Source organism: Arthrobacter globiformis NBRC 12137 (assembly GCF_000238915.1).
Taxonomy (GTDB): domain Bacteria; phylum Actinomycetota; class Actinomycetes; order Actinomycetales; family Micrococcaceae; genus Arthrobacter; species Arthrobacter globiformis.
On the sequence record NZ_BAEG01000080.1, the window covers coordinates 144,681 to 169,064 of the forward strand.

General features: G+C 67.0%; 14 protein-coding genes and 1 pseudogene. 10 read left to right on the top strand and 5 right to left on the bottom strand.

Annotation, left to right across the window (positions count from 1 at the left end; translation table 11 throughout):
- Positions 1-13: 13 nt before the first annotated feature.
- Together gabT and ARGLB_RS15425 are read left to right on the top strand one after the other, a co-directional pair.
- Complete coding sequence (gabT, locus tag ARGLB_RS15420) at positions 14-1,387, top strand: 4-aminobutyrate--2-oxoglutarate transaminase (RefSeq protein ID WP_003804217.1); 1,374 nt, start codon at positions 14-16, stop codon at positions 1,385-1,387.
- A gap of 228 nt (positions 1,388-1,615) precedes the next feature.
- Complete coding sequence (locus ARGLB_RS15425) at positions 1,616-2,482, top strand: universal stress protein (RefSeq protein ID WP_003804219.1); 867 nt, start codon at positions 1,616-1,618, stop codon at positions 2,480-2,482.
- 9 nt (positions 2,483-2,491) lie between these two features.
- On the opposite strand, the gene rarD is transcribed toward ARGLB_RS15425, so the two are convergent.
- A complete protein-coding gene (gene rarD / locus ARGLB_RS15430; protein WP_003804222.1) occupies positions 2,492-3,568 on the bottom strand; it encodes an EamA family transporter RarD in 1,077 nt (358 codons plus the stop codon).
- A gap of 114 nt (positions 3,569-3,682) precedes the next feature.
- On the opposite strand from rarD, the gene ARGLB_RS15435 reads away from it, so the two are divergent.
- The 8 genes from ARGLB_RS15435 to ARGLB_RS15470 all read left to right on the top strand — a co-directional run bounded on the left by ARGLB_RS15435 (position 3,683) and on the right by ARGLB_RS15470 (position 18,723).
- Positions 3,683-4,681: a DNA topoisomerase IB gene (locus ARGLB_RS15435; protein WP_003804223.1), complete on the top strand. Its 999-nt coding sequence runs from the start codon at positions 3,683-3,685 to the stop codon at positions 4,679-4,681.
- 144 nt (positions 4,682-4,825) lie between these two features.
- On the top strand, positions 4,826-6,262 hold the full coding sequence (locus tag ARGLB_RS15440; protein WP_003804225.1) for an FAD-dependent oxidoreductase: 1,437 nt from the start codon (positions 4,826-4,828) through the stop codon (positions 6,260-6,262).
- Positions 6,263-6,374: 112 nt separating this feature from the next.
- On the top strand, positions 6,375-7,751 hold the full coding sequence (locus ARGLB_RS15445; RefSeq protein ID WP_003804226.1) for a GAF domain-containing protein: 1,377 nt from the start codon (positions 6,375-6,377) through the stop codon (positions 7,749-7,751).
- A 174-nt stretch (positions 7,752-7,925) separates the two neighbouring features.
- Positions 7,926-9,449: an acetaldehyde dehydrogenase ExaC gene (exaC, locus tag ARGLB_RS15450; protein ID WP_003804228.1), complete on the top strand. Its 1,524-nt coding sequence runs from the start codon at positions 7,926-7,928 to the stop codon at positions 9,447-9,449.
- Between the two features lie 196 nt (positions 9,450-9,645).
- Positions 9,646-10,668, top strand: coding sequence for an alcohol dehydrogenase AdhP (adhP, locus tag ARGLB_RS15455; protein WP_175305007.1), 1,023 nt, complete (start codon positions 9,646-9,648; stop codon positions 10,666-10,668).
- A complete protein-coding gene (locus ARGLB_RS15460) occupies positions 10,668-11,102 on the top strand; it encodes a DUF779 domain-containing protein (RefSeq protein ID WP_003804231.1) in 435 nt (144 codons plus the stop codon). The genes adhP and ARGLB_RS15460 overlap by 1 nt, the downstream gene beginning before the upstream one ends.
- 376 nt (positions 11,103-11,478) lie before the next feature.
- Positions 11,479-16,947 carry a peroxidase family protein gene (locus tag ARGLB_RS15465; protein WP_175305010.1) on the top strand — a complete coding sequence of 1,823 codons (5,469 nt, stop codon included), beginning with the start codon at positions 11,479-11,481 and terminating at the stop codon, positions 16,945-16,947.
- A gap of 222 nt (positions 16,948-17,169) precedes the next feature.
- Positions 17,170-18,723 (top strand): amino acid permease, encoded by a 1,554-nt coding sequence (locus ARGLB_RS15470; RefSeq protein ID WP_003804233.1) that lies wholly within the window; start codon positions 17,170-17,172, stop codon positions 18,721-18,723.
- Positions 18,724-18,765: 42 nt separating this feature from the next.
- On the opposite strand, the gene ARGLB_RS15475 is transcribed toward ARGLB_RS15470, so the two are convergent.
- The 4 genes and pseudogenes from ARGLB_RS15475 to ARGLB_RS15495 form a co-directional block, all read right to left on the bottom strand.
- The gene (locus tag ARGLB_RS15475) at positions 18,766-19,401 is read right to left on the bottom strand and encodes a DUF2461 domain-containing protein (RefSeq protein ID WP_003804235.1); all 636 of its coding nucleotides are present in this window, start codon (positions 19,399-19,401) and stop codon (positions 18,766-18,768) included.
- Positions 19,402-19,477: 76 nt separating this feature from the next.
- Positions 19,478-21,506: pseudogene (locus ARGLB_RS24470) on the bottom strand (DUF6541 family protein).
- A 7-nt stretch (positions 21,507-21,513) separates the two neighbouring features.
- A complete protein-coding gene (locus ARGLB_RS15490) occupies positions 21,514-22,740 on the bottom strand; it encodes a polysaccharide pyruvyl transferase family protein (RefSeq protein WP_003804240.1) in 1,227 nt (408 codons plus the stop codon).
- A 148-nt stretch (positions 22,741-22,888) separates the two neighbouring features.
- Positions 22,889-24,370, bottom strand: a complete 1,482-nt coding sequence (locus ARGLB_RS15495) for a catalase (protein ID WP_003804241.1) — start codon at positions 24,368-24,370, stop codon at positions 22,889-22,891.
- Positions 24,371-24,384: the final 14 nt, after the last annotated feature.

Here is a 24,384-nt window from a genome sequence, read left to right on the forward strand (position 1 = left end):
GAAAAGAAACCCCATGACCACCACCGCCAACGAAATCACCTACCGCCTCGAGCAGAAGCGCCGCGTCCAGGCCGACTTCCCGGGCCCCAAGTCGGTGGCCCTCACCGAACGCCGCAAGGCAGTCGTCGCCGCCGGTGTCGCCTCCAGCGTTCCGGTCTACGTCGCGGACGCCGACGGCGGCATCATCCACGACGTCGACGGCAACTCCTTCATCGACCTCGGCTCGGGCATCGCGGTGACGAGCGTCGGCGCGTCCGACCCCGCCGTCGTCGGTGCCGTGAAGGAGGCCGTGGAGCACTTCACCCACACCTGCTTCATGGTCACCCCCTACGAGGGCTACGTCGCCGTCGCCGAGCAGCTGAACAAGCTCACCCCCGGCACCCACGAGAAGCGCACCGTCCTCTTCAACTCGGGCGCCGAAGCCGTGGAAAACGCCATCAAGGTGGCCCGCCTGGCCACCGGCCGGGACGCCGTCGTCGCTTTCGACCACGCGTACCACGGCCGCACCAACCTGACCATGGCGCTGACCGCCAAGGCCATGCCGTACAAGACCAACTTCGGCCCGTTCGCGCCCGAGGTCTACCGCATGCCGATGAGCTACCCGTTCCGCGAAGAAAACCCGCAGATCACCGGTGCCGAGGCCGCCAAGCGGGCCATTACCGCGATCGAGAAGCAGATCGGCGGCGACCAGGTGGCCGCCATCATCATCGAACCGATCCAGGGCGAGGGCGGCTTCATCGTCCCGGCCGAAGGCTTCCTGCCGGCGCTGTCCGCCTGGGCCAAGGAAAAGGGCATCGTCTTCATCGCCGACGAGGTCCAGTCCGGCTTCTGCCGCACCGGTGAATGGTTTGCCGTGGACCACGAGGGCATCGTTCCGGACATCATCACCATGGCCAAGGGCATCGCCGGCGGCATGCCGCTGTCCGCCATCACCGGGCGCGCAGACCTGCTCGACGCCGTCCACCCCGGCGGCCTCGGCGGCACCTACGGCGGCAACCCGGTGGCATGCGCCGCCGCCCTGGCCTCCATCGGTTCCATGCAGGAGTACGACCTCAGCGCCCGCGCCAAGCACATCGAGGAGCTGTCCTTCGGCAAGCTGCGCGAACTTGCCGCTGCGCTTCCCGGTGGCGCCGAAGGTTCCGTGATCGGCGACATCCGCGGACGCGGCGCCATGCTGGCCATCGAGCTGGTCCAGGCCGGTTCGAAGGAACCCAACCCGGAGCTCACCAAGGCCGTTGCCGCCGCCTGCCTCAAGGAAGGCGTCATCATCCTCACCTGCGGAACCTACGGCAACGTCATCCGCCTGCTGCCCCCGCTGGTGATCAGCGACGAGCTGCTGCTGGACGGGCTGGAGGTCCTCGCCACGGCCATCAGGGCCAACGCGTAGTTCGCGCTTTGATAAACGCACGACGACGGCGGGCCGGGTACCGAAAGGTGCCCGGCCCGCCGTCGTTTTCGCCGCCGTCGTACTCTGCTTTGTGTCCCGGCCCATGCTTCCCATCCTCCGGCCGGAGAGCCGCGGTAGAGTCATCTCACCACTGCACTTCACGCCGCAGGCCGGGGAGCGCCGCCGGGAGCCGGGCATCGGTCTGCACTACCCAAAGAGGGGTTTCGCATGCGATACGTAGTCGGCTACACACCCACCGAGCGCGGCGCAGACGCCGTTGCCTTGGGCACGTCACTGGCCTTGGCCCAGGGCGCCGAACTGGATCTGGTCTATGTGGTGAAGCCGGGCACTCCCTACGTGGCACTGAACCCGGAGGGCAGCCGGGTCAGCGCCGCGGAGCAGGAGGTGCTGACGGCGGAGCGGGAGGGCCTGGCACTGGTTCCGGAAGGATTGCCCGCGAAATTCCATGTGCGTGAGGCCGATTCCTTCGCCGGTGGTCTCATCGACGCGGCGGTGGAGTTCGAAGCCGGGCTCATCGCTGTGGGCGCCGCCAGCACCGGCCTGTTCAAGCGCTACTCGGTGGGGTCAGTGGCCAACGCGCTGCTGCACGCCTCGCCCGTACCGGTGGCACTCGCGCCGCGCGGCTACCAGCGGACAGCACCCGTTACCCGCCTTACCCTGGCCGTGGGGCAGCGGGCCGGCGCCGAGGCTGCGATCGAGACCGCCATCAGGGCAGCCAAGCGGCGGGGTGTGCCGCTGCGGCTGGTGTCGCTGGTGGAGCTCGACGCCGCCGGTGACGCCGGTGAGGCGATCAACGCGGCACACATCCACGCCAACACCGTCCTGACGGCGGCGTCGGGGAAGGTGCCGGCCGGGCACGAGGTCGGCGTGGCTGTAGCCCATGGCCGCACGATCGAGGAAGCCATCGACGGACTCGAATGGGACGACGGCGAGATCCTCATCGTCGGGTCCTCGCGCCTGGCCGAGAAGAACCGCATGTTCCTGGGCAGCACGGCCAACAAGGTCCTGCGCGCGCTGCCGGTGCCCATGGTGGTTGTGCCGCGCGACTACGACCGCTCTGACTCGGCACCCTGACCGCGGGGCTTAAGTGTTCGTTCGCGCTTCCCTGCGGGCGAGCCGTTTGGCCGCTGAACTCTTGCGCGTCGCGGCCAGCATGTCCACGGTGAGCACCAGCAGGGCAAGCCACACGACGCCGAAGCCGATCCACCGGTCCAGCGTCATGGCCTCGCGGAACACCACCAGGGCAACGATGAACTGCAACACGGGGGCGAAGTACTGCAGCAGCCCGATGGTGGTCATCGGCAGCCGGCGGGCCGAAGCGCCGAAGAACAGCAGCGGCACGGCCGTGATGACGCCCGACGCCAAAAGCAGCCAGAAGTGCCCGGGGCCGTGGGTGGTCAGCGACGCCGTGCCGCTCACCGCGAGGAAAATCATGGTGGCCGCGGCCAGGGGAGCGAGGACGATCGTCTCCACGGTGAGGCTGGTGATGGCGTCGGCACGCGGCCCCACCCGCTTCTTCACGAAGCCGTACAGGCCGAAGCTGACGGCCAAAGTCAGGGCTATCCAGGGCAGCTTGCCGTAAGACACGGTGAGCACCCCCACGGCGATGAAACCGATTCCGACCGCGGCCCACTGCAGCGGCCGGAGCGTCTCCTTCAGGACGAACACGCCGAGGAGGACCGATACGAGCGGGTTGATGAAGTACCCAAGCGAGGCCTCGACTGCCTGCCCGGTGGTGACGCCGTAGGTATACGTCAGCCAGTTCACCGCGATGAGGCCGGCGGCGGCCGCCAGGGTCCACAGCACGGAGCGGTTCCGCAGGGCAGCGCCCAGGACGCGCCACGCCCGGGTCACCGTGATCAGGAGGGCACAGAAGATCAGGGACCACACCACCCGGTTGGCCACGATTTCCACCGCACCGGCCGGCTGCAGAACGAAGAAGTACAGCGGAAGCAGCCCCCACAGCCCGTAGGCGCCGATGCCGAAGAGGATTCCCGCCGTCGTCTCCTTGTCCACGGCTTTGGGTGCGCCAGGCAAACTGCCGGCGCCAGGCTTGCCGGATGCCCCGGGAGTGGTCATGCCCGAGGGCGCGGCGCCGGGTGAAGGGACAGTCGGAAGAGCGGAGGAGACGGATCCGTCGGGGTTAGGCACAAGAGCCATAACACCATCTTAGGGAGCGGTATTCCGTGCCCACGGACCAGTGGTTGCCTGCCGAAGCAATTTAGTCAGTAGGCTTGCCATTATGAGTACGACTCACCGCCGGGCGACGGCCCGATGAGGCTCCGCCACAGCAACGCTTCCGGCCGAGGCTACCGCCGGGTGCGGGCCGGCTCCGGGTTCAGTTACAGGGACCTGGACGGGTCCACGCTGCCGCCGGGACCGGTCCGGGACCGGCTGGAAAGCATCGGCATTCCGCCCGCCTGGACAGACGTGTGGATAGCGCCGTTCGAGAACGGGCACATCCAGGCCACGGGGCTGGACGCCGTGGGCCGCCGGCAGTACATCTACCATCCGGAGTGGCGCGAACGGAAAGACCGCGTGAAATTCGACCGCGCGCTCCAGCTCGCCGAATCGCTGCCCACCGCCAGGCGGCTGGTCACCATTGATCTGAGGTCCGACGGCGTCACCCGCCAGCGCGTTTTGGCCGCGGCTTTCAGAATGCTGGACAGCGGCTCCCTGCGGGTGGGCTCGGAAAGGTACACGAACGAAAACGGCAGCCACGGACTCGCCACCCTGCTCTGCGCCCACGTCCGGGTCCGCAAGGAATGCCTGTTCCTCAGTTTCCCGGCCAAGAGCGGCAAAACCTGGGAGTCCCGCATCGATGACCCGGACCTGGCACCGCTGGCCCAGGCCCTGAAGCGGCGCGGCGGCAACGCGCGGCTGCTGGCCTACAAGAACGGCCGCACGTGGCACCCGGTGACCAGCGCCGACATCAACGGCTACGTCAAGGAACGCACGGGCGACGACTTCACCGCGAAGGACTTCCGGACCCTGCGCGGCACCGCTGCGGCCGCCGTCAGCCTGGCCCGGAGCGGGCCGCAGACAACCGAGGCAAAGAGGAAGCGGGCCATCAGCGTCGCCATGATGGAGGCGGCGGCGGTGCTGGGAAACACGCCGGCGATCGCCCGCAAGAGCTATGTGGACCCCCGGCTGCTGGACCACTTCGCGGCTGGCGAGACCATCGACCCCAAGCGGCTGGACTCGGCGGAATCGGAACTCCGGGCGCTGCTGTACCGCGAGGGTGATGTGGTGGCGCTGCGCAAGAGCGGCTGACGCCGGCCGGGCCGGGCCGGCCAGGCCGCGGACCGTCACGGACCGCCGTGCGCCGTCACGGGTGGGACGCCCGGCCGGGCGGACAATTAGAATTGAAAATTGCGCGCCGGTGGGGCGCGGTCTCCCGTTCCGGAAGGGCTTACGGTGTCCAACACAGCTGAATCCACGGCCAAGCGCCCGCTCCGCGTCGCGATCGTCGGCGCGGGACCCGCAGGCGTCTATGCCGCGGACATCCTGACCAAGTCCAACGGGGTCAAGGACGGCGACTTCGAGGTCAGCATCGACCTTTTCGAGGCCTACCCGGCACCGTACGGCCTGATCCGCTACGGTGTGGCCCCGGACCACCCGCGCATCAAGGGCATCGTCAACGCCCTGCACAAGGTCCTGGACCGCGGCGACATCCGGTTCCTGGGCAACGTCACCTACGGCCGGGACCTCACCCTTCACGACTTCCGCGCCTTCTACGACGCCGTCATCTTCTCCACGGGCGCCATCAAGGACGCCGATATGGACATCCCCGGGATCGACCTCGACGGCTCCTTCGGTGCCGCCGACTTCGTGTCCTGGTACGACGGGCACCCGGACGTTCCCCGCGACTGGCCGTTGGACGCCAAGGAAATCGCGGTCATCGGCAACGGCAACGTGGCCCTGGACGTGGCGCGGATGCTGGTGAAGCACGCCGACGAGCTGCTCGTTACGGAGATCCCGGACAACGTCTACCAGGGCCTGAAGAATTCGCCGGTCACCGACGTCCACGTCTTCGGCCGCCGCGGCCCCGCCCAGGTTAAGTTCACCCCGCTGGAGCTGCGCGAACTCAGTCATGCCCGCGACGTCGACATCGTGCTCTACCCCGAGGACTTCGAATTCGACGAGGCCTCCGACGACGCGATCCGGAGCAACAACCAGACCAAGACCATGGTGAACACCATGACCAACTGGCTGGTCGAGGAGCACGCCGAGGCTGAACAGCCGTCGTCGCGCCGCCTGCACCTGCACTTCCTGCACAGCCCGGTGGAGATTTACGACGACGGCGGGTCCGGCAAGGTTGCCGGCATCAAGTTCGAGCGCATGCAGCTTGACGGCACCGGCAACGTCAAGGGCACGGGGGAGTTCATCGACTACCCGGTGCAGGCCGTCTACCGCGCCATCGGCTACCACGGCTCTGCGCTGGACGAACTGGAATACGACGCCAAGCGCGGGGTCATCCCCAACGAAGGCGGCCGTGTCCTCGACGCCGACGGGAATCCTGTCCCCGGCATTTACACCACCGGCTGGATCAAGCGCGGGCCGGTCGGCCTGATCGGGCATACGAAGGGCGACGCCCTGGAAACCATCGGCTTCCTCCTCGAGGACCGGCTCACCCTGCCGCCGGCCCAGAACCCCGACCCGCAGGCGATCATCGACCTGCTCGAGGAGCGCGGCATCGAGTACACGACGTGGGAAGGCTGGAACAAGCTGAACGCCCACGAGGCCGCCCTCGGCGCATCGTGGACGGAATCCGCCGCCGGGAACGACGGCGTCGTGCGCGAACGCATCAAGGTGGTGCCGCGCGAGGAGATGATCCAAATCTCTCGCGGCTAAACCCAACTAGGTAGCAGCACAGGGTGTTCCCAGCACCGGGAACGCCCTCTACTGCTACCTAGTTGGGTGGACTAGACTGTCGCGGGCAAGCGTTTGGGCGAGTGGGAGTTCGATGAAGAACCTGATCCAGCCGGCGGCACCCGGATCCGTAGATTCGGTGCTGGTGCAGCGGCGCGCCCTGGCGAGCCACGAATTCCTGGACGGCCACGCGCAGAGCGAAGCGTTCCCCGACACCGATGAAATCCCCGGCCTGCGCCGCCTGATCCGCGAATCCTGGCAGCGGTCCGCCAAGCTGCGGGCCAACCCCGACAACCCCGAGGCGCCGCTGGCCATCGCCGCGGACGAGCTGGAAGAATACCGCCGCCAGCACCCCTTGGCCGCCATCATGCCCGTGATCCAGAAGCTCCTCATCCGCCCCAGCCACGACTGCGGACTGCTCGTTGCCGTGGGCGACGAGGTGGGCAGGCTGCTCTGGGTGGAAGGCGATACCGGCGTGCGCAGTCGCGCCGAAGGCATGATGTTCGTTCCCGGTGCCGACTGGTCGGAGGCCGCTGTGGGGACCAGCGCCCCCGGGACCGCCCTCGCCCTGGGCCGCGGCATCCAGATTTCCGGCGCCGAGCACTACAAACGTTCAGTCCACCCCTGGAGCTGCACAGCGGTGCCGTTCCAGGACCCCGATTCCGGTGCGCTGCTGGGGGTCGTGGACATCACGGGCACTGAGGCGGCCGTGGCGCCGCATACGCTTTCCCTCGTGGAGGCCACCGTGGCGGCGGCCCAGGCCCAGTTGCGCGTGGAACGCCTGCAGCTCGCGGCTGCCCAGGAACGCGTTAAAGCACGACGGCGGCACCCGGGTTCCGGGGCGGCCAGCGGTGCGGCGCGGGAAGGCAGCCTGTACCGCAACAGCCTGCAGCTGCTGGGCCGTGACCAGGCACTGCTCAGCATCGAGGGCCGCAGCGTGGTGCTCTCCGCCCGGCACAGTGAGATCCTGGCCCTGCTCAGCACCCACCCGGACGGCCTCAGCGCCGACGAACTGAGCGTCCTGTTGTACCCGGGGGACGGCTCCACAATCACCCTGCGCGCCGAGATGGTGCGGCTCCGGAAGGTCCTGCAGCAGCTGAACCCCGCCGCGGTACCGGAGTCGCGGCCGTACAGGCTGGCGCTGGAGCTCCTGCCGGACAGCAGCCAGGTGCTCACCTGCCTGCAGCGCGGCGCCCACCGGATCGCCCTGGAAATCTACCGCGGCGCCGTCCTGCCGCGCTCGGAGGCGCCCGGCGTCGTCGAGCTCCGGAACCGCGTGTCCGCGCTGCTGCGCGAGGCCGTGCTGACGGACGGCAGCGCCGAGTCGCTTCTCAAGTACGCGGAACTGCCGGAGGCGGCGGACGACGTCGACGTCCGGCGTGCCGCCCTGAAGCTTCTGCCGCCGCGCTCTCCCAAGCGGGCCGCCGTCGTCGCCGATCTGGAGCGGCTGGAAACGGAACTGAGCGCCTAACCCCAGCTGCCCGTGGCCGAGCTTGCGAGGTTAGGGGGCAGGTGGGGAAGCTCAATCGGCGGTGACCCGGGTCACACGGTTGCAACCTGGCTGCAACCTGCCCGCTCCTAGGCTCGATGCATCGGCGATCACCATGACACATCGCCACCGTGTTGCAGAGCAAAGGAGCTAGCAATGACCGTTTACGCACAGCCCGGCACCGAGGGTTCGAAGGTCACGTTCAAGGACCGCTACGAGAACTGGATCGGCGGCGAGTGGGTTGCACCCGTGAAGGGCCAGTACTTCGAGAACATCACGCCCGTCACCGGCAAACCGTTCTGTGAGGTGGCCCGCGGCACCGCCGAGGACATCGAACTCGCCCTCGACGCCGCGCACAAGGTAGCTCCGTCCTGGGGCCGGACCTCGGTGGCCGAACGCGCCGCGATCCTGAACAAGATCGCCGACCGCATCGATGAGAACGTCGAACTGCTCGCCGTCGCCGAGACCTGGGACAACGGCAAGCCGGTCCGCGAGACCCTCAACGCGGACATCCCGCTCGCGGCAGACCACTTCCGTTACTTCGCCTCCGCCGTCCGCGCCCAGGAGGGCAGGCTGTCGCAGCTCGACGACGACACCACGGCCTACCATTTCCACGAGCCGCTCGGCGTCGTGGGCCAGATCATCCCGTGGAACTTCCCCATCCTGATGGCCGTCTGGAAGCTGGCCCCCGCGCTCGCGGCGGGCAACGCCGTCGTCCTCAAGCCCGCGGAACAGACACCAACGTCCATTCTGGTCCTGATGGAACTGATCGGCGACCTGCTGCCGGCCGGCGTGGTCAACGTTGTCAACGGCTTCGGCGTCGAGGCGGGCAAGCCGCTGGCCTCCAGCCCGCGGATCCGAAAGATCGCCTTCACCGGCGAGACCACGACCGGACGGCTGATCAGCCAGTACGCCTCCAACAACCTGATCCCCGTGACGCTGGAACTCGGCGGCAAGAGCCCGAACATCTTCTTCAACGACGTCGCCGACTCCAACGATGCGTTCTATGACAAGGCTCTGGAAGGGTTCGCGCTGTTCGCCTTCAACCAGGGTGAAGTCTGCACCTGCCCGTCCCGCGCCCTGGTCCAGGAAGGGATCTACGACTCCTTCATGGCCGACGCCCTGGCCCGGACCGAGAAGATCATCCAGGGCAACCCGCTGGACACAGAAACCCAGATCGGTGCGCAGGCCTCCAACGACCAGCTGGAGAAGATCCTCTCCTACATCGACATCGGAAAGCAGGAGGGCGCCAAGGCGCTCACCGGCGGCGCCCGCGCTGAACTGTCCGGTGACCTGGCCGGCGGCTACTACGTCCAGCCCACGATCTTCGAGGGCCACAACCGGATGCGCATCTTCCAGGAGGAGATCTTCGGCCCGGTGGTCTCCGTGACCCGCTTCAGCGACTACAACGACGCCATGGGCCTCGCCAACGACACCCTCTACGGCCTCGGCGCAGGCGTCTGGTCCCGCAACGGCAACGTCGCGTACCGGGCAGGCCGCGAGATCCAGGCGGGCCGTGTCTGGGTCAACAACTACCACGCATACCCGGCCGGCGCCGCGTTCGGCGGCTACAAGTCCTCCGGCATCGGCCGCGAGAACCACGCCATGATGCTGGACCACTACCAGCAGACCAAGAACCTCCTGGTCAGCTACAACGAAAACAAGCTCGGCTTCTTCTAAGGAGTGGGGCCCGGCCCTCGCGCCCCACTCCAGTCCCTACCCGGGCGGGGACGGATCAGCTCCATCCGTCCCCGCCCGCACCATGCTTCCCGCCCCTACCGCGGCAGAAGAACTACCCCTGGCCACCCCTCAGGAGGCCAGCACCACCTTTTCCGCACCACCCAATCAACGCTCAAACGACGCAAGGATTTCGCCAATGACGACGACAATGCAAGCAGCCGTAGTATCCGAATTCGGCAAGGACCTCCAGATCCAGGCCATTCCCGTCCCAACGCCAGGCCGCGGACAGGCCCTCATCAAGGTGATCACCAGCGGGGTCTGCCACACCGACCTCCACGCCGCGGAAGGGGACTGGCCGGTCAAACCGTCCCCTCCGTTTGTGCCCGGCCATGAAGGGGTGGGCGAGGTGGTGGCCCTCGGCGAGGGCGTCACCGATCTCGCGGTCGGGGACCTGGTGGGCAACGCCTGGCTCTGGTCCGCCTGCGGCGACTGCCAGTACTGCCGCACCGGCTGGGAAACGCTGTGCGAGGCGCAGAAGAACGCCGGCTACAGCGTGGACGGCTCCTTCGGCGAGTACATGCTGGTGGACAGCCGGTTTGCTGCGCGGATTCCGGCCGGCTCGGATCCGGTGGAGGTCGCTCCGGTGCTGTGTGCCGGCGTCACCGTCTACAAGGGACTGAAAATGACCGAAGCGAAGCCGGGGGAGTGGGTCACCATCTCCGGTATCGGCGGCCTGGGGCACATCGCCGTCCAGTACGCCGTGGCCATGGGTCTGCGCGTCGCCGCGGTGGACATTGCGGACGACAAACTCGCCCTCGCCAGGAAGCACGGCGCCGAGCTCACCGTCAACGCGCTCCACGAGGATCCGGCGGAAGTCATCCAGCGTGAAACCGGAGGCTGCCATGGAGTCCTGGTCACAGCCGTGCACCCGTCAGCGTTCGGGCAGGCCATCGGCATGGCCCGCCGCGGCGGCACGATCGTGTTCAACGGCCTGCCCCCGGGCGACTTCCCGGCACCGATCTTCGAGATCGTCCTCAAGGGCCTCACCGTCCGCGGCTCCATCGTGGGGACACGGCAGGACCTCGAGGAGGCACTGGATTTCTACGCACAGGGCAAGATCCACCCCACTGTCTCCACCAGGGAACTCTCGGAAGTCAATGCGGTCTTCGACGAGATGAAGCATGCGAAGATCGACGGTCGTGTGGTGCTGAGGTTCTGATGCCCGACACCAGGCTGGACGCTGCGGTGACGCTGCCCGGGGAGGACTTCTCCCGGGTGGCGCTCACCGCCGAGTCGGTGTCGCTGCTCCGGAAGCTCTGGGCGCAGCACGGCCCGCTCATGTTCCACCAGTCCGGCGGCTGCTGCGACGGCTCGGCGCCCATGTGCTACCCGGCCGGTGATTTCATCACAGGGGAGTCGGATGTGCTCCTGGGGCGGTTTGACCTCTCGGCGGACGACGGCGGCCGGCCCGGTTCCGTGGACGACGGCACCCAGCCGCTGGAGTTCTGGATGTCCAGGGAACAGTTCGGCTACTGGAGCCACACCCACCTGACGGTGGACGTGGTGCAGGGCCGGGGGAGCGGATTTTCCGTCGAGGCGCCGGAAGGCAAGCGCTTCCTGATCCGCTCCACACTCATGGACTGGCCGGTCTGAGCAAACTCAGACCGATTGCAATACTCCTTTGCAGAAGAAGACGCTCAGGTGGGGCCGCGAGGTAGTGGCCCCGCCTGAGCGCTGCCGGTTAGTTGACTGGTTGAAAACCCCCAATTTGGGTGGACCAACAGCGCAAAGAGCTCCGGTTCGGTTGTATCCACAAGGTTTTCACGGGCAGGCCACCGCACGATGGCACGGTTACATCCCTCCTAGCGGCAGGTGTGCCATGAAACTCTCAGCCTGGAAGTCAGACGGGGGCGCGGATCAGAGTCGATCTGCATCACCCACCGATCCACCCACGAACCGGCGTCATCGACGCAAGAAGCACCGCAAACAGGCCATGTCCATTCGGACGGTGGCGGCAGTAACCACATTGATGATGCCAATCGCCATGGGGTTGCCTCTGGTGGCGGCCAACGCGGTGCAGGCGCCGGTGGGAGAGGGTTTCACCATCACCCCCTCCGATCTTTCCTTCATCCTGAAGCAGATCAAGATCGCTGAAGCACATGTGGCCAACACGACCTCGGCCACCGGCCCCTGCGGCGCGCTGATTGGCACGGGCCCCAACCAGATCCCGAGCCCCCTGGTCTCCCAGGGGCTCCGGACGGTGGACGGGTCATGCAACAACCTCCAGCCGGGCCAGGAAACGTTCGGTGCAGCCGACCAGAAGTTCCCCCGCCTGACCACCCCCGTTTTTAAGAGTGCCGAGAACTCGCCTCCCGCGTTCGGGCCTTCCCAGCCGACGTCGTACGCGCAGAAGAAGGGCAACGTCTTCGACTCCGAACCCCGCGTGATCAGCAACCTGATCGTGGACCAGACCTCGACCAACCCGGCGGCGGTCGCCGCGGCCGGCAACCCGGTCCGGACCCAGGGCAACACGGGCGTCGTTCCCTGCACCACGGACCCGGATCCCCTGGCCACCCCGCCCGTTGTTGGCGTTCCCGCAGACTGCGTCCCGTCCCACAGCACGCTGTTCATCGAGAACGTGACCACCGACGTCGGCCTCTCCCCGCCCTACAACTCGATGTTCACCCTGTTCGGGCAGTTCTTTGACCATGGCGTGGACCAGACCGTCAAGAGCGGCGGAACCGTCTTTGTTCCGCTCAAGGATGACGATCCCCTGATCGCGGGCCCGGACCACATCTTCGGCAACGGGGACGACCTCGATCCGAACCTGCGTTTCATGGTGCTGACCCGGGGCCAGAACCAGCCCGGTGCGGACGGTGTCCTGGGGGACAACCCCGCGACTGCCGCCGATGAAAGCGCTGACGACGTCCAGGATGCAAACAACACGGACTCGCCCTGGGTCGACCAGAGCCAGACCTACACCTCGCACGCATCCCACCAGGTCTTCCTGCGTGAATACGTGAACAACACGGACGCCAAGCCGGTCGCAACGGGCAAGCTGCTCGGCGGACCTGCCGGCCCCACCGCTGGGGGCATGGCCACCTGGGCCACCACCAAGGCCCAGGCCTCGGCGCTTCTCGGCATCCAGCTGCTGGACAAGGACGTCCTGAACGTTCCGATGATGGCGGCGGACCCTTACGGCAAGTTCATCCCCGGCCCGGCGCGCGGCCTGCCGCAGTTCGTGACCGCCACCGGACTCGTGGAAGCCAACCGCGCTGACAACGGCGGCCTCGGCACGCTCGTGCCGGCCAACGTCAAGTACTTCGACACCCCGTTCCTGACGGACATCGCGCACAACGCGGACCCGTCCCCGCAGGACACCGACCACAACCCGGCGACAGCAAAGGTGACTCCCGCGCCGGATCCGGACACGACGCCCTCAGCCGATTTCGCCAGCCAGGCCCCCGGCACCTACGACGACGAGATGCTGAACGCGCACTTCATCGCCGGCGACGGCCGCGTCAACGAAAACATCGGCCTGACCGCCATCCACCAGATCTTCCACTCCGAGCACGACCGGCTCGTCGACGACATCGAGAGCGTGCTGACCAACGACACGTCCGCGAGCGGCACGGCAGCACTGGCCGAATGGAAGCTGGCGTCCGGCGCCAGCGGCTGGAACGGCGAGCGCCTCTTCCAGGCGGCACGGTTCATCACGGAAATGGAGTACCAGCACCTGGTCTTCGAGGAGTTCGCCCGCAAGGTTCAGCCTGCGATCAACCCCTTCGAGCCGTTTGCATTCACCCAGACGGAGCTCAACCCCGCGGTCAAGGCTGAATTCGCCCACGCCGTTTACCGCTTCGGCCACTCCATGCTGACCGAAACGATCTCCCGCCGGAACGAGGACGGGGCCGGCCCCGACACCGTGTTCGGCACGTCCGATGACACCAAGGGCAGCCAGAACGACATCTCGTTGCTTGACGGCTTCCTCAACCCGCCCGAGTACACCAATGGCGGGCCCGCCGGGCCGCTGACCTCGGAAGAGGCCGCCGGAAGCATCATCATGGGGATGTCGGACCAGGCCGGCAACGAACTGGATGAGTTCGTGACCGACACGCTCCGCAACAACCTCCTGGGCCTGCCCCTGGACCTTCCCACCATCAACATGACGCGCGCCCGGTCCGAAGGAATTCCGCGGTTGAACGTCCTTCGCCGGGAGCTCTTCAACTCCACGAATGACGGCCAGCTGAAGCCCTACACCAACTGGGTCGACTTCGGCGAGAACCTCAAGCACCCGGAGTCGCTCGTCAACTTCGTGGCGGCCTACGGTCTGCACCCGTCGATCACCGGCGCAACGACGCTGGCGGGCAAGCGGGAGGCTGCACGGCTCATTGTCAGCCCTGCTGCCGGGGATGTTCCTCCGGCCGACGCCGCAGCGTTCATGAACAGCACGGACGCCTGGGTCAACAACGGCACGAGCTCAATCACCGGCCTCGACAACGTCGACCTCTGGGTCGGCGGCCTCGCGGAACAGACGGTAGTGTTCGGCGGTCTTCTGGGCAGCACGTTCAACTACGTCTTCGAGAACCAGCTGACCGACCTGCAGAACGGCGACCGGCTGTACTACCTGGCGCGCACCCCGGGCATGAACCTGAGGGCACAGCTGGAGGGCAACTCATTCGCCGAGTTGATGATGCGCAACACGAACGTGCACAGCCTGAAGGCCGACGCGTTCGCCACGTCGGACTGCAAGTTTGAACTGAAGAAGCTCGCAGGCACCACCGACGGCTTTGCAGCATCCGGCAACACCGTAGCCGACGACCCGGACTCGGAGTGCAGTGAGGCGGACCTGCTGATCCGCATGTCCGACGGCACGATCAAGTACCGTGCAAGGAACACCGTCGATCCCTCCGGCATCAACGGGCAGAGCGTCTACAACGGCACCGCCGGCGTGGACCGCGTCTACGGCGGAAACGACAGCGACACGTTCTGGGGCGGTGAAGGCAACGACATCATCGAGGGTGGTGACGGAGCCGACGTCGCGCTCGGTGGCGACGGCGATGACATTATCACCGACCTCGCCGGTGACGACGTTCCGAAGGGCGGACCGGGCAATGACGCGCTCGACGCCGGCCCGGGCCTGGACATCCTCATGGGTGGCGATGGCAAGGACTTCACCAACGGCGGAGCCAATGCCAACGAGACCTTCGGTGGAACCGGTGACGACTTCATCATGCTCGGTCAGAGCCTTGACGCCGCCTTCGGCGACAGCGGCGACGACTGGGAAGAGGGTGGAGACCAGCCCGACCTGATGCAGGGCGACAGCGGCAACCTGTTCTTCCTGGATGATTCGCAGAAGCCCGGACACGACATCCTCGTCGGCCAGGGCGGCGACGACGACTACGACATGGAGGGCGGCGACGACATCGGCGTCGGCGGTCCTGGCATTGAGAAAGTCGCCGGAGCCTCCGGCTACGACTGGGAGACCGGCCAGGGCGACCCGCAGCCGCAGGACCTGGACCTTGCCCTGCCGCTTGTTCCGCTTGACATCCTGCAGGTCGATGTCCGTGACAAGTTCAACGAACTCGAGGCCGCATCCGGCTGGAAGTTCGATGACAAGGTGCGCGGCGACGACGTTGTCCCCAGCGCCGTTGGAGGCGGCGGATTCATCGGGTGCAACGTGCTGAACCAGGAGGGTCTTGACCGCATTGCCGGTCTCGACGACCTGGTGCCGGCGCTGAACACCCCGGCGGATACGGTTATTGCGGCATCGGCAGGCAAGGACTGCCCGCTGCTCACGGCCGGTTCGAACGTCTGGGGCGATGGCAACATCCTCCTTGGCGGCGGCGGCTCAGACCTCCTCGAGGGACGCGGCGCTGACGACATCATCGACGGCGACCGGTACCTCGGTGTCCGGCTTAGTGTCCGCACCGACCCGAACAACCCGGCGACCGAGATCGGCAGCGCCAGCATTGAAGCGCTGGGGCAGAGCGCCATGACCAGCCGGTACCTGAAGGATGCCAACGGCAACCTCACGGGACCGACGCTCCAGGAAGCCGTCTTCGCGGGAACCGTGAACCCCGGCAACATCGTGGCCGTCCGCGAGATCCTCACGGGCTCCGGCGGCATCGACTCGGCAGTGTTCACCGGTCCGGAAGCCGACTACACGGTCACCACCACCGGCGGCGACGGCACCCTCGGCTCCCCGGGTTCCACCACCACGGTGACCGACAACGTGGGCACTGACGGTACCGATACCGTACGGAACGTCGAACGGCTCGTGTTCGCCGACACCGTTGCACCGTCGGCGCCCGTCATCGGCGCAGCAACGGCCGGCAACGGCCAGGCAACGGTCAACTTCACCCCGGCAGCAGGCGGTATCGCCACCAGCTTCGAGGTGCGGGTGGTCAATGCAGCCGGAACGCAGGTTGGCGCACTCCAGACGGCAGACGCCGATGCCACCAGCCTGGTGGTGACGGGTCTGACCAACGGAACCCCTGTACGGTTCCAGGTCCGGGCAGTAAACGCAATCGGCACCAGCGCCTTCTCGGCACTGTCCAACCCGGTCACTCCGTCGGCTCCCGTTCTTGCCAGCGCTCCGGCGATCGGCACGGCCACCGCCGGCACTGCCGAGGCCACGGTACGTTGGACCGCCCCCGCGGCGGTACCAGGCGCACCGGTCACCCAGTACCGGGTCCGCGTCTTCGTAGGAGCGAGTGCCACTCCGACCCGCGAAGACATCGTCGGGAACGTCACGAGCACGGTGGTGACCGGACTGATCAACGGCACCGGTTACACGTTCGATGTCTCGGCGATCAACGCGGCAGGCACGGGAGCAGCTTCGGCCCGTACACCGCTGATCACACCGCGGACCGAGTTCGTGGCACCGACGATCACTGCCAGGACGCCCGCCGCGGGCGCCACGTCCGTCAGCCAGACGAACAACCTGAGCGTGACCTTCAGTGAGCCGGTGGCGAACGTCACCACAGGCACCGTGGTACTGCGGCTCGGCGCCACCGTCATCCCCGCCACGGTCACGTACAACAACGCGACCCGGACGGCGACGGTGAACCCGAACGCCACCCTCGTGGCTGACCGCACGTACTCGCTGGCTGTCTCCTCGGTCCGCGACACTGCAGGCAACACCATCGCGTTCACCTCATGGCAGTTCACCACCGGTCCCGCTCCGACCGTTCTCTCCGTTACCCCAGGTATCGGCGCCAACAATGTGAGCAGGACGGCGAACGTCCTCGTCCGCTACAGCGAGCCCGTGACGAACGTCAACACGGCAACCGTGGTCCTGCGGCGAGGCACCCTCGCAGGGCCTGTAGTGACAGCGACGGTGACGTACAACGCGGCCACGAGGACGGCGACGCTCAACCCGTCGGCGACCCTCGCAGCCAACACCACCTACACCTTGGCAACGTCCTCGGTACGGGACCTGGCCGGCAACCCGCTTGCCTTCCGGTCCTGGACCTTCCGGACTGGCGCCGGGTAATTCAGTTGGCCGGTTGGCGGCTCCTGACAAGGGGCCGCCAACCGTCCCCCGGGACACCACGCCCGGCCCTCCACCACACCGCGCAGCCGCAGCGCGGAGGAGGGCCGGGCGTGGTTTTGCGTCCCGTCCGTCTCAGTATTCGGGACAAATGTGGCCGTCCACTGGATGGACACTATCCTTGATAGGTCTGTTTCCATCCCCTATCAGGACTGTGGACCTCCAATGAACCTTTTCCGGACCAAATCCATCGAGCAGTCAATTGCCGACGCCGATGAGCCCGGACGCAAGCTGAAGCGCTCCCTAAGCACCTGGGACCTGATGATCATGGGCGTCGCCGTTGCCGTCGGTGCCGGCATCTTCTCCGTGGGCGCCAAGGCCGCTGCAAACTTCGCGGGCCCCGCCGTCACCATCTCCTTCGTGGTCGCCGCCGTCACCTGCGCCCTGGCGATCATGTGCTACGCCGAGTTCGCCACCGCCATCCCGGTGGCCGGCTCCGCGTACGTTTTCACCTACGCCACCATGGGCGAGATTCTTGCCTGGATCATCGGCTGGAACCTCATCCTGGAGCTCTTCACCGCGGCAGCGGTGATCGCGAAGTACTGGGGCATCTACCTCAGCAAAGTCTTCGCCCTGATGGGCGTGGACATGCCGCCAGCCATCTCGCTCGGCGGGGTTGACCTGTACTGGGGCGCCTTCCTCATCGTCGCCGTCTTCACCGTGCTGCTGGTCCTCGGAACCAAGCTCTCCGCCCGCGTCGGCAACATCTTCACGCTGATCAAGATCGGCGTGGTGGTGTTCGTGATCATCGTCGGTTTCAGCTATGTGAAGCTCTCCAACTACAGCCCCTTCGTCCCGGCCTCCGAACCGACGGCCAATGCGGGGGCGGCCGACGTCATGAAGCAGTCGTTCTTCGGCTTCCTCACCGGCGCCGCGCCCGCGCAGTACGGCACCCTGGGGATCTTCGCCGGCGCCGCGCTGGTCTTCTTCGCCTTCATCGGCTTCGACGTCGTGGCCACCTCCGCGGAAGAGGTCAAGAACCCGCAGAAGACCCTGCCCCGCGGCATCTTCGGCGGGCTGGCGCTGGTGACGCTGCTGTACATCCTGGTGTCCCTCGCACTGACCGGCATGGTCCCGTACACGCAGCTTGCCGAGGCTGAGAGCCCCACGCTCACCACAGCCTTCGAGGCTGTCGGCAACACCGATGCCGCGAAGGTGATCGCCTTCGGTTCCCTCGTGGGCCTGACCACCGTGATCATGGTGCTGCTCATGGGCCTGGCCCGCGTGGTGCTGGCCATGAGCCGCGACGGCCTCCTGCCGCGCTCGCTGTCCAGGACCAGCGAAAAGCGTTCGACGCCGGCCCGCCTGCAGATCATCTGCGGCGCCGCGGTTGCCCTCGTTGCCGGACTCACCAACGTGGACCTGCTCGAGGAAATGATCAACATCGGCACCCTGTCCGCCTTCGTGATGGTCAGCCTGGGCATCATCGTGCTGCGCAGGAAGCGCCCCGACCTGAAGCCTGCCTTCCGCGTACCGTTCGGCAAGGTAATTCCCGTCCTGTCCGCGGTGCTGTGCCTGTACCTGATGACCAACCTCGCCGTGGAAACCTGGATCTTCTTCGGCATCTGGCTGGTGGTGGGCATTGCCATCTACTTCGCCTACGGACAGCGGCACTCCCGCCTCAACGAGAAGTTCGCCGGCGCCAAAGCCGCGGTGAACGGCACTGCAGGGGACCTCGACGACCGGGACGACGACGAAGACGCGCTGACCAAGGTCTAGCCGGACCCGATCCATGTGGGCGCCCGCCCGCTGGTGGTTCTGTTACGGGGCGGCATGCCGCCCCACCCAGTCCACCAGCGGGCGGAGCTGTTCCCAGCGGGCGGCAATCTCGCGTTCCGCCTCCGCTGAGCCGAGCCATTCGGGTTCCCCGAGGGTGACACCGGCGGAGAGCGACTTGTGCTTCAGCAGCTCGGCGCGGGGATGGTCCTTCGGGAAGCCCCGCGGCACGGTTTTCAGTTTCTCGCCTTCGATGGCGAATCCGGCCGCTGCGATGGCATCCACGATGTGCTGCAGCTGTTCGCCGGTGTTTCCCGCATCCACGGAATTGCGGTAACGGACCAGCTGCGCGGGTGAATGCGAGTGGTAGCCGCCGCCAACAAGCAGGCCGTCAGCGCTGATCTGGATGTAGTAGCCCACGCCTTCCTGGTAGGAGGCGAAGGCGCCCTGGGCGGTCTTGTAGGGGGAGTTGTCCGGGGAGAAGCGGACGTCACGGTTGGGGCGGAAAATCTTGCCCGGGCCAAAGCGTGGCTCAAGATCGGCGAGGAGTGCCTGGAACGGGCCCTTGACAGATTCCTGGTACACCGCGGCGTGGGACTGCCACCAGTCGCGGTTGTTGTTTTCCTCCAGCTCAGCGTAGAACTTGGTTGCCGCGGCGGGGATGCCCTCGAATGTGCTCATGGATGAAGCCTAGGGTTAGCCGGCGCCTCCGGCCACGGCCGCACCCGCCTATGTGGAACACCGGCCTATGTGGAAATCAGCGGCAGCCCGTGATGCGGTACAGCGTGCGGCCCGCTGCAGAAGCCACTTTTTCAAAGCCCCGGTCCGTGGGAACGTTGTAGAAGCCCGGCCACCGGCTCAGGCTGACACTGCCGTGCGACGCGCCGGGGGCGTCCTCGTAGAAGTGGGTGGCGCCGACCTTGCTCACCGCGTCACAGATCGCCGGGTCGGTTCCCAGCCGGTTGAAGCCGGTGCGGAGCAGTTCCTTGGCCGCGCTGCCGGCGGTGGGCGCACCCAGCTGGGTGTAGACGACGTGCCGTCCCGTCAGCGCATAGAAGTACGTTTCGCCGTTGAACGGATCCCCGATCACCACCGCATCTGCAGGCAGCATGGCACCCGACCTCTCGATGAAGGCCTGTTCCCCGCTGGACAGCACGCCGGTTCCCGGCTTGTTCGAGACAGAATAGTTCTGTGCGGCCACCGCCACGCGTTCCACCGACCGGTAGCTCCCGGAACCGACGTAAAGCGCCCCCGTAACCGCGACCACGGCCACGGTGAACAGGATGGCGGGAACGGGCCACCTTCCTGATGTGTTTGCCCGCGGCAGCCGGGCGGACAGGGCCCGTACCACGGCGCCGGTCACCACAGCAATGGCCAGGGCCGCCAGCAGGCTCCCCGTCATGGCGATGAACGGCGCGATCCGCTGGGTGTCCTTGTACCAAACGCCTGTCAGCCAGCGCAGCCCGTTTTCCGGTCCCGCGGCGAGCACGTAAAGTCCCACGAAGGCCAGCCAGGCGACGGCGAGCGGCCTCGCTTCCCGGACAAAAACGGCCACCACCGCGCCAAGAATCACCAGCAGCCCCACGGCTACGTTGAAATCGTCCGGGGCGGGCGGGGAGAGGGCCGGGAATCGGGGAAGGTCGAAGAAGGCAAGGGACAGGGAATCCGGGACCACGGCCCGCACGGCCCGGCGGTAGGCCATGACACCCGCCAGCAGCCGTGAGTTGGCCAGCACCGACCATGCCGCCGTGGCAAGCACTGCCGCCGCCACCGCAGCCCCGAGCGTCGGCAGAGGACGGTGCCGCACGCCCCGCACCAGCAGCGGCAGGAAGCGGGCGGCCACAAAAAGGCAGAAGCGCGACGGCCGTGGCAAACAGGGCACTGGGGTGCGCCGCTGCACAGCCGCCGAGGAGGGCGAGAAGGACGGCTGCCAGCAGGATCTTTTCCCGGGCCGGCGTTTCCGCCCGCCCGGCGGATGTCAGCCGGCGCAGCAGCAGGACGGCCACGGCAAGGGTTGCCGGCACAAGGGCGGTGGCCAGGCCGTTGGGCCACTGGCCGCTGCGGAGGAGCTGCGAGAAGGGAAAGCTGACGAAGGAGGCCGCGATCAGCGGCGTCAGAGCCCAGGCCGCAGGGTGCCGCGGCAGCACGGCTGTGGCCAGGAAGGCCAGGCCGGCCGGCCAGATCAGCCCGCCGATGACGATGGAGGACAGATTGGCCGCTTCCGACACGCTGCCTGGAACGAGGGCCACAGCGCCATGCCAGCCTGCGGGGTAATAGGTGGCGGTGCCTGCACCGAAAATGGGGGCGATGCTCCACGGGGTGGCCTCGCCGCTTTCCTGGATCCACCGCAACGCGTTCAGGTGGAAGATCGGGTCCCAGCCCTGCGAGGCAGTGGCAGGGTCCCCGATTCCGCGGAGGATGGCCAGGCAGGTCACCCCGGCTCCGACGGCAACCCCCGCGGCCACCGCCAGTGTCGCCGGCCGGTCCAGGCCCTCAGGCCACAGAGGCTTTCCAAAGGCGAACCACCTGCCGGCCAGCCAGGCAGCGACGACAAGCGGCAGGGCAGCCAGCGCGGCCGTGGCAATGTTCCACGGCAGGCCAACGGCGGCCGCCAGGAAACTGCCGGCCAGATACATCAACAGGGTGACGGCCGGACTGAGGGCGATGGCCGCCGGCCAGCCCGGCTTTAGCGGCAGCAGAACCAGCAGTCCCGGCAGGAAAAATGCGGCGGTCAGGAACAGGACGGTCGGGGCCGAGGGGGCCAGCCCGAAAAGCCAATCAAGCATGGTCGGTTCAGAGCGCTCCGGGCCGGATCCTGCTACGCCGCGGTGCCGCGAGTGCCTTGTTGAACAGCCTGGCCGTCAGTGACCCGGCCGCCGGGGATCCCGGCGTCCCGGACGCCGACTGGCCCGGCAGCGGCGGATAGATCTTATCCGCCTCGGCACGCTTGCGTGCCACCAAGGCCGGCAGCTCGTCGCGCAGCGAACCCCGGCTCTCAGGGATGCCGGGGTCCTCACTATCCAGCGCGAGTGACCAGCCGCTGCCCAGCGAAGCCAGCGACTCGTGCTTGACGTCGTAGTACCCCTTCTTCATTCCGACGGCGAGGCCGCGGGCCCCCGCCGACGCTGCCAGCAGGTGGAAGTGGAAGCGGCTTGTCACCCAGGTCTGGTGGGCGGACAGCGGAAGGCCGTGGGCCCAGATGTGCAGGAACGGCAGGAACCGTTCTTCCGGAATGAGGTCCGCCAGCTGTTCGTAGGCGACGCGGTCGGCGCCAGGGATGGCTTCGACGTAAAAGGCCTTGGCTCCGTCGGCCACGGCCTTTTCGACGGCGGCCCTCGCCAGACTCACGGCAGTTTCGAACCGCTCCGGATCGGCCGTGTCGCTCTGGATGCAGACATAGAGGCCGGGTTCGGCGGTGGAACGCGCCAACTCAGCGGTGACCCCCAGGAAGGCGTCGTCCAGGTCCTGGGTGATTCCGCAGGCCACCGCGCCGGCGTCGTCCCGGGCCGCCGCGTGCGCAAAGTCCTGGAACAGGGGCAGTTCGGCCGGGGCGGAGGTCAATGCGGGCATGAGTCCCTGGCCGGTGGCGATGAGGCGGGCGCCCGTCATCCCGTGCACGGCACGCATCGCCAGTACGAGTCCGGCGTGGTGGGACCAGTTCTCATTGATGAAGCCGCCGCCGATGAGGTGCAGGGACTCGGCTTCCCGCAGCTTGAGCAGGCCGAGGTCGTAGGAGGGGGAGCCCAGGCCGGTGACGCGGGCCCTGATGGTCTCGGCTGCGTCCTCCAGCGGAAGTTCAGCGGTCTCGTGCACCAGCCGCCACACGGTGTTCGTGACGCGCAGGCGCGGGTGCAGTCCATCGAAAAGGACCTGCGCCAGGCCCGGCTGCGGGCAGTCGAGCCAGACGTCGGCGTCGGGCCGCACTTCGGCAAGGTATTTCAGCCACGCGGCGGCGATGAATTCGTCGCCGAAATTGGGGTTGCCCGAAGGGCCGATCAGATAAATGGGACCCGACTGCATGCTGACGACTATATCGTCCTGCAGCCGGGAAACCGGTGTCGGCGCCGGAGCAGGCTCAGCCTGCGCTGCCCAGACGCAGGGAACCCCGCCGCGGCCGTGAGCGGGTCACTGTGCCGTGGCGGGGTTCCTGTATTGCTATCTGGTGCTGTTAGCCGATCTTGTTGGCGGCTTCGGCGTCGGAGAGCGGTGCTGCGCCGAGGTTCGCGCGGAGCTTGGCGCCGAGTTCGGCGTCAACGTTGGTCCAGTACTGGATGGCGCGTTCCTTGATGTCGGAGCGCTTCACGCCGCCCACGGCACCGGTGATGGTGTCAAGGAAGCGGGCCTTTTCGGCGTCGTTGTAAACCTCGCGGTACAGCGCGCCGGCCTGGACGAAGTCGCCGTCCTCGGCGTGCAGGGAGTGAGCGGCGTGCGTCAGCTCGCCGTCGTTCTCCCAGCCGCCGCCAACAGCAGCCGGTTCAACCGCAGCGGGGCCACCGAACGTGTTCGGTGCGTAGACCGGCACGGAGGGAGCGTTGAACAGGAAGCGTCCCGCGCCGTCCTGGCTGTAGTTGTTGACCTGGTTCTTCGGCTGGTTCACCGGGATCTGGGCGTGGTTGGTGCCCACGCGGTAACGGTGTGCGTCGGCGTAGGAGAAGATCCGGGCCTGGAGCATCTTGTCCGGGGACGCGGCAATGCCGGGCACGAAGTTCGACGGCGCGAAGGTGGCCTGTTCGATCTGCGCGAAGTAGTTCTCCGGGTTCCGGTTCAGTTCCATGGTGCCGACCTTGATCAGCGGGTAGTCCGCGTGCGGCCAGACCTTGGTCAGGTCGAACGGGTTGAAGCGGTAGGTCTTGGCGTCCTCGTAGGGCATGACCTGCACGTGCAGGTCCCAGGAGGGCAGGTTGCCGGCTTCGATGTTCTCGTGCAGGTCGCGGATGTAGAAGTCCGCGTCCGATCCGGCGAGGGCCTCGGCTTCTTCACCGGTGATGTTCTTCACGCCCTGGTTGGAGTGGAAGTGGTACTTAACCCAGAACCGCTCGCCTTCGGCGTTGATCCACTGGTAGGTGTGCGAGCCGTAGCCCTGCATTTCGCGCCAGGAGGCGGGCAGGCCGCGGTCACCCATCAGCCAGGTGACCTGGTGGGCGGACTCGGGGGACAGGGTCCAGAAGTCCCACTGCATGTCGGCGTCACGCAGGTGCGTGCCCGGCAGGCGCTTCTGGGAGTGGATGAAGTCCGGGAACTTGATGCCGTCGCGGATGAAGAACACCGGGGTGTTGTTGCCCACGAGGTCGTAGTTGCCCTCGGAGGTGTAGAACTTCACCGCGAAACCGCGAGGGTCACGCCAGGTGTCGGGGGAACCGTTCTCGCCTGCGACGGAGGAGAAACGGATCAGCATCTCGGTCTCAACACCGGGCTGCAGGAACGCGGCTTTAGTGTACTTGGAAACGTCCTCGGTGGCCTTGAACGTGCCGAAGGCGCCGCCGCCCTTGGCGTGCACCACACGCTCCGGAACCCGCTCGCGGTTGAACTGGGCCAGCTTCTCGACCAGGTAGTGGTCGGTCAGGATGATGGCACCGTCGGCGCCGACAGCCTTGGAGTGCGCGTCGGACGTAACCGGGGCACCTGACTGGGTCGTCGAAATGGCAGTCATTGTTCTCCTATTTC

Bases quoted from the DNA above. Each gene is read 5' to 3' on its own strand.
- gabT (WP_003804217.1), top strand. From the start codon at position 14: ATGACCACCACCGCCAACGAAATCACCTACCGCCTCGAGCAGAAGCGC.
- ARGLB_RS15470 (WP_003804233.1), top strand. From the start codon at position 17,170: ATGAACCTTTTCCGGACCAAATCCATCGAGCAGTCAATTGCCGACGCC.
- ARGLB_RS15460 (WP_003804231.1), top strand. From the start codon at position 10,668: ATGCCCGACACCAGGCTGGACGCTGCGGTGACGCTGCCCGGGGAGGAC.
- ARGLB_RS15445 (WP_003804226.1), top strand. From the start codon at position 6,375: ATGAAGAACCTGATCCAGCCGGCGGCACCCGGATCCGTAGATTCGGTG.
- ARGLB_RS15465 (WP_175305010.1), top strand. From the start codon at position 11,479: ATGATGCCAATCGCCATGGGGTTGCCTCTGGTGGCGGCCAACGCGGTG.
- ARGLB_RS15495 (WP_003804241.1), bottom strand. From the start codon at position 24,370: ATGACTGCCATTTCGACGACCCAGTCAGGTGCCCCGGTTACGTCCGAC.
- ARGLB_RS15425 (WP_003804219.1), top strand. From the start codon at position 1,616: ATGCGATACGTAGTCGGCTACACACCCACCGAGCGCGGCGCAGACGCC.
- ARGLB_RS15435 (WP_003804223.1), top strand. From the start codon at position 3,683: ATGAGGCTCCGCCACAGCAACGCTTCCGGCCGAGGCTACCGCCGGGTG.
- rarD (WP_003804222.1), bottom strand. From the start codon at position 3,568: ATGGCTCTTGTGCCTAACCCCGACGGATCCGTCTCCTCCGCTCTTCCG.
- ARGLB_RS15475 (WP_003804235.1), bottom strand. From the start codon at position 19,401: ATGAGCACATTCGAGGGCATCCCCGCCGCGGCAACCAAGTTCTACGCT.
- adhP (WP_175305007.1), top strand. From the start codon at position 9,646: ATGACGACGACAATGCAAGCAGCCGTAGTATCCGAATTCGGCAAGGAC.
- ARGLB_RS15490 (WP_003804240.1), bottom strand. From the start codon at position 22,740: ATGCAGTCGGGTCCCATTTATCTGATCGGCCCTTCGGGCAACCCCAAT.
- exaC (WP_003804228.1), top strand. From the start codon at position 7,926: ATGACCGTTTACGCACAGCCCGGCACCGAGGGTTCGAAGGTCACGTTC.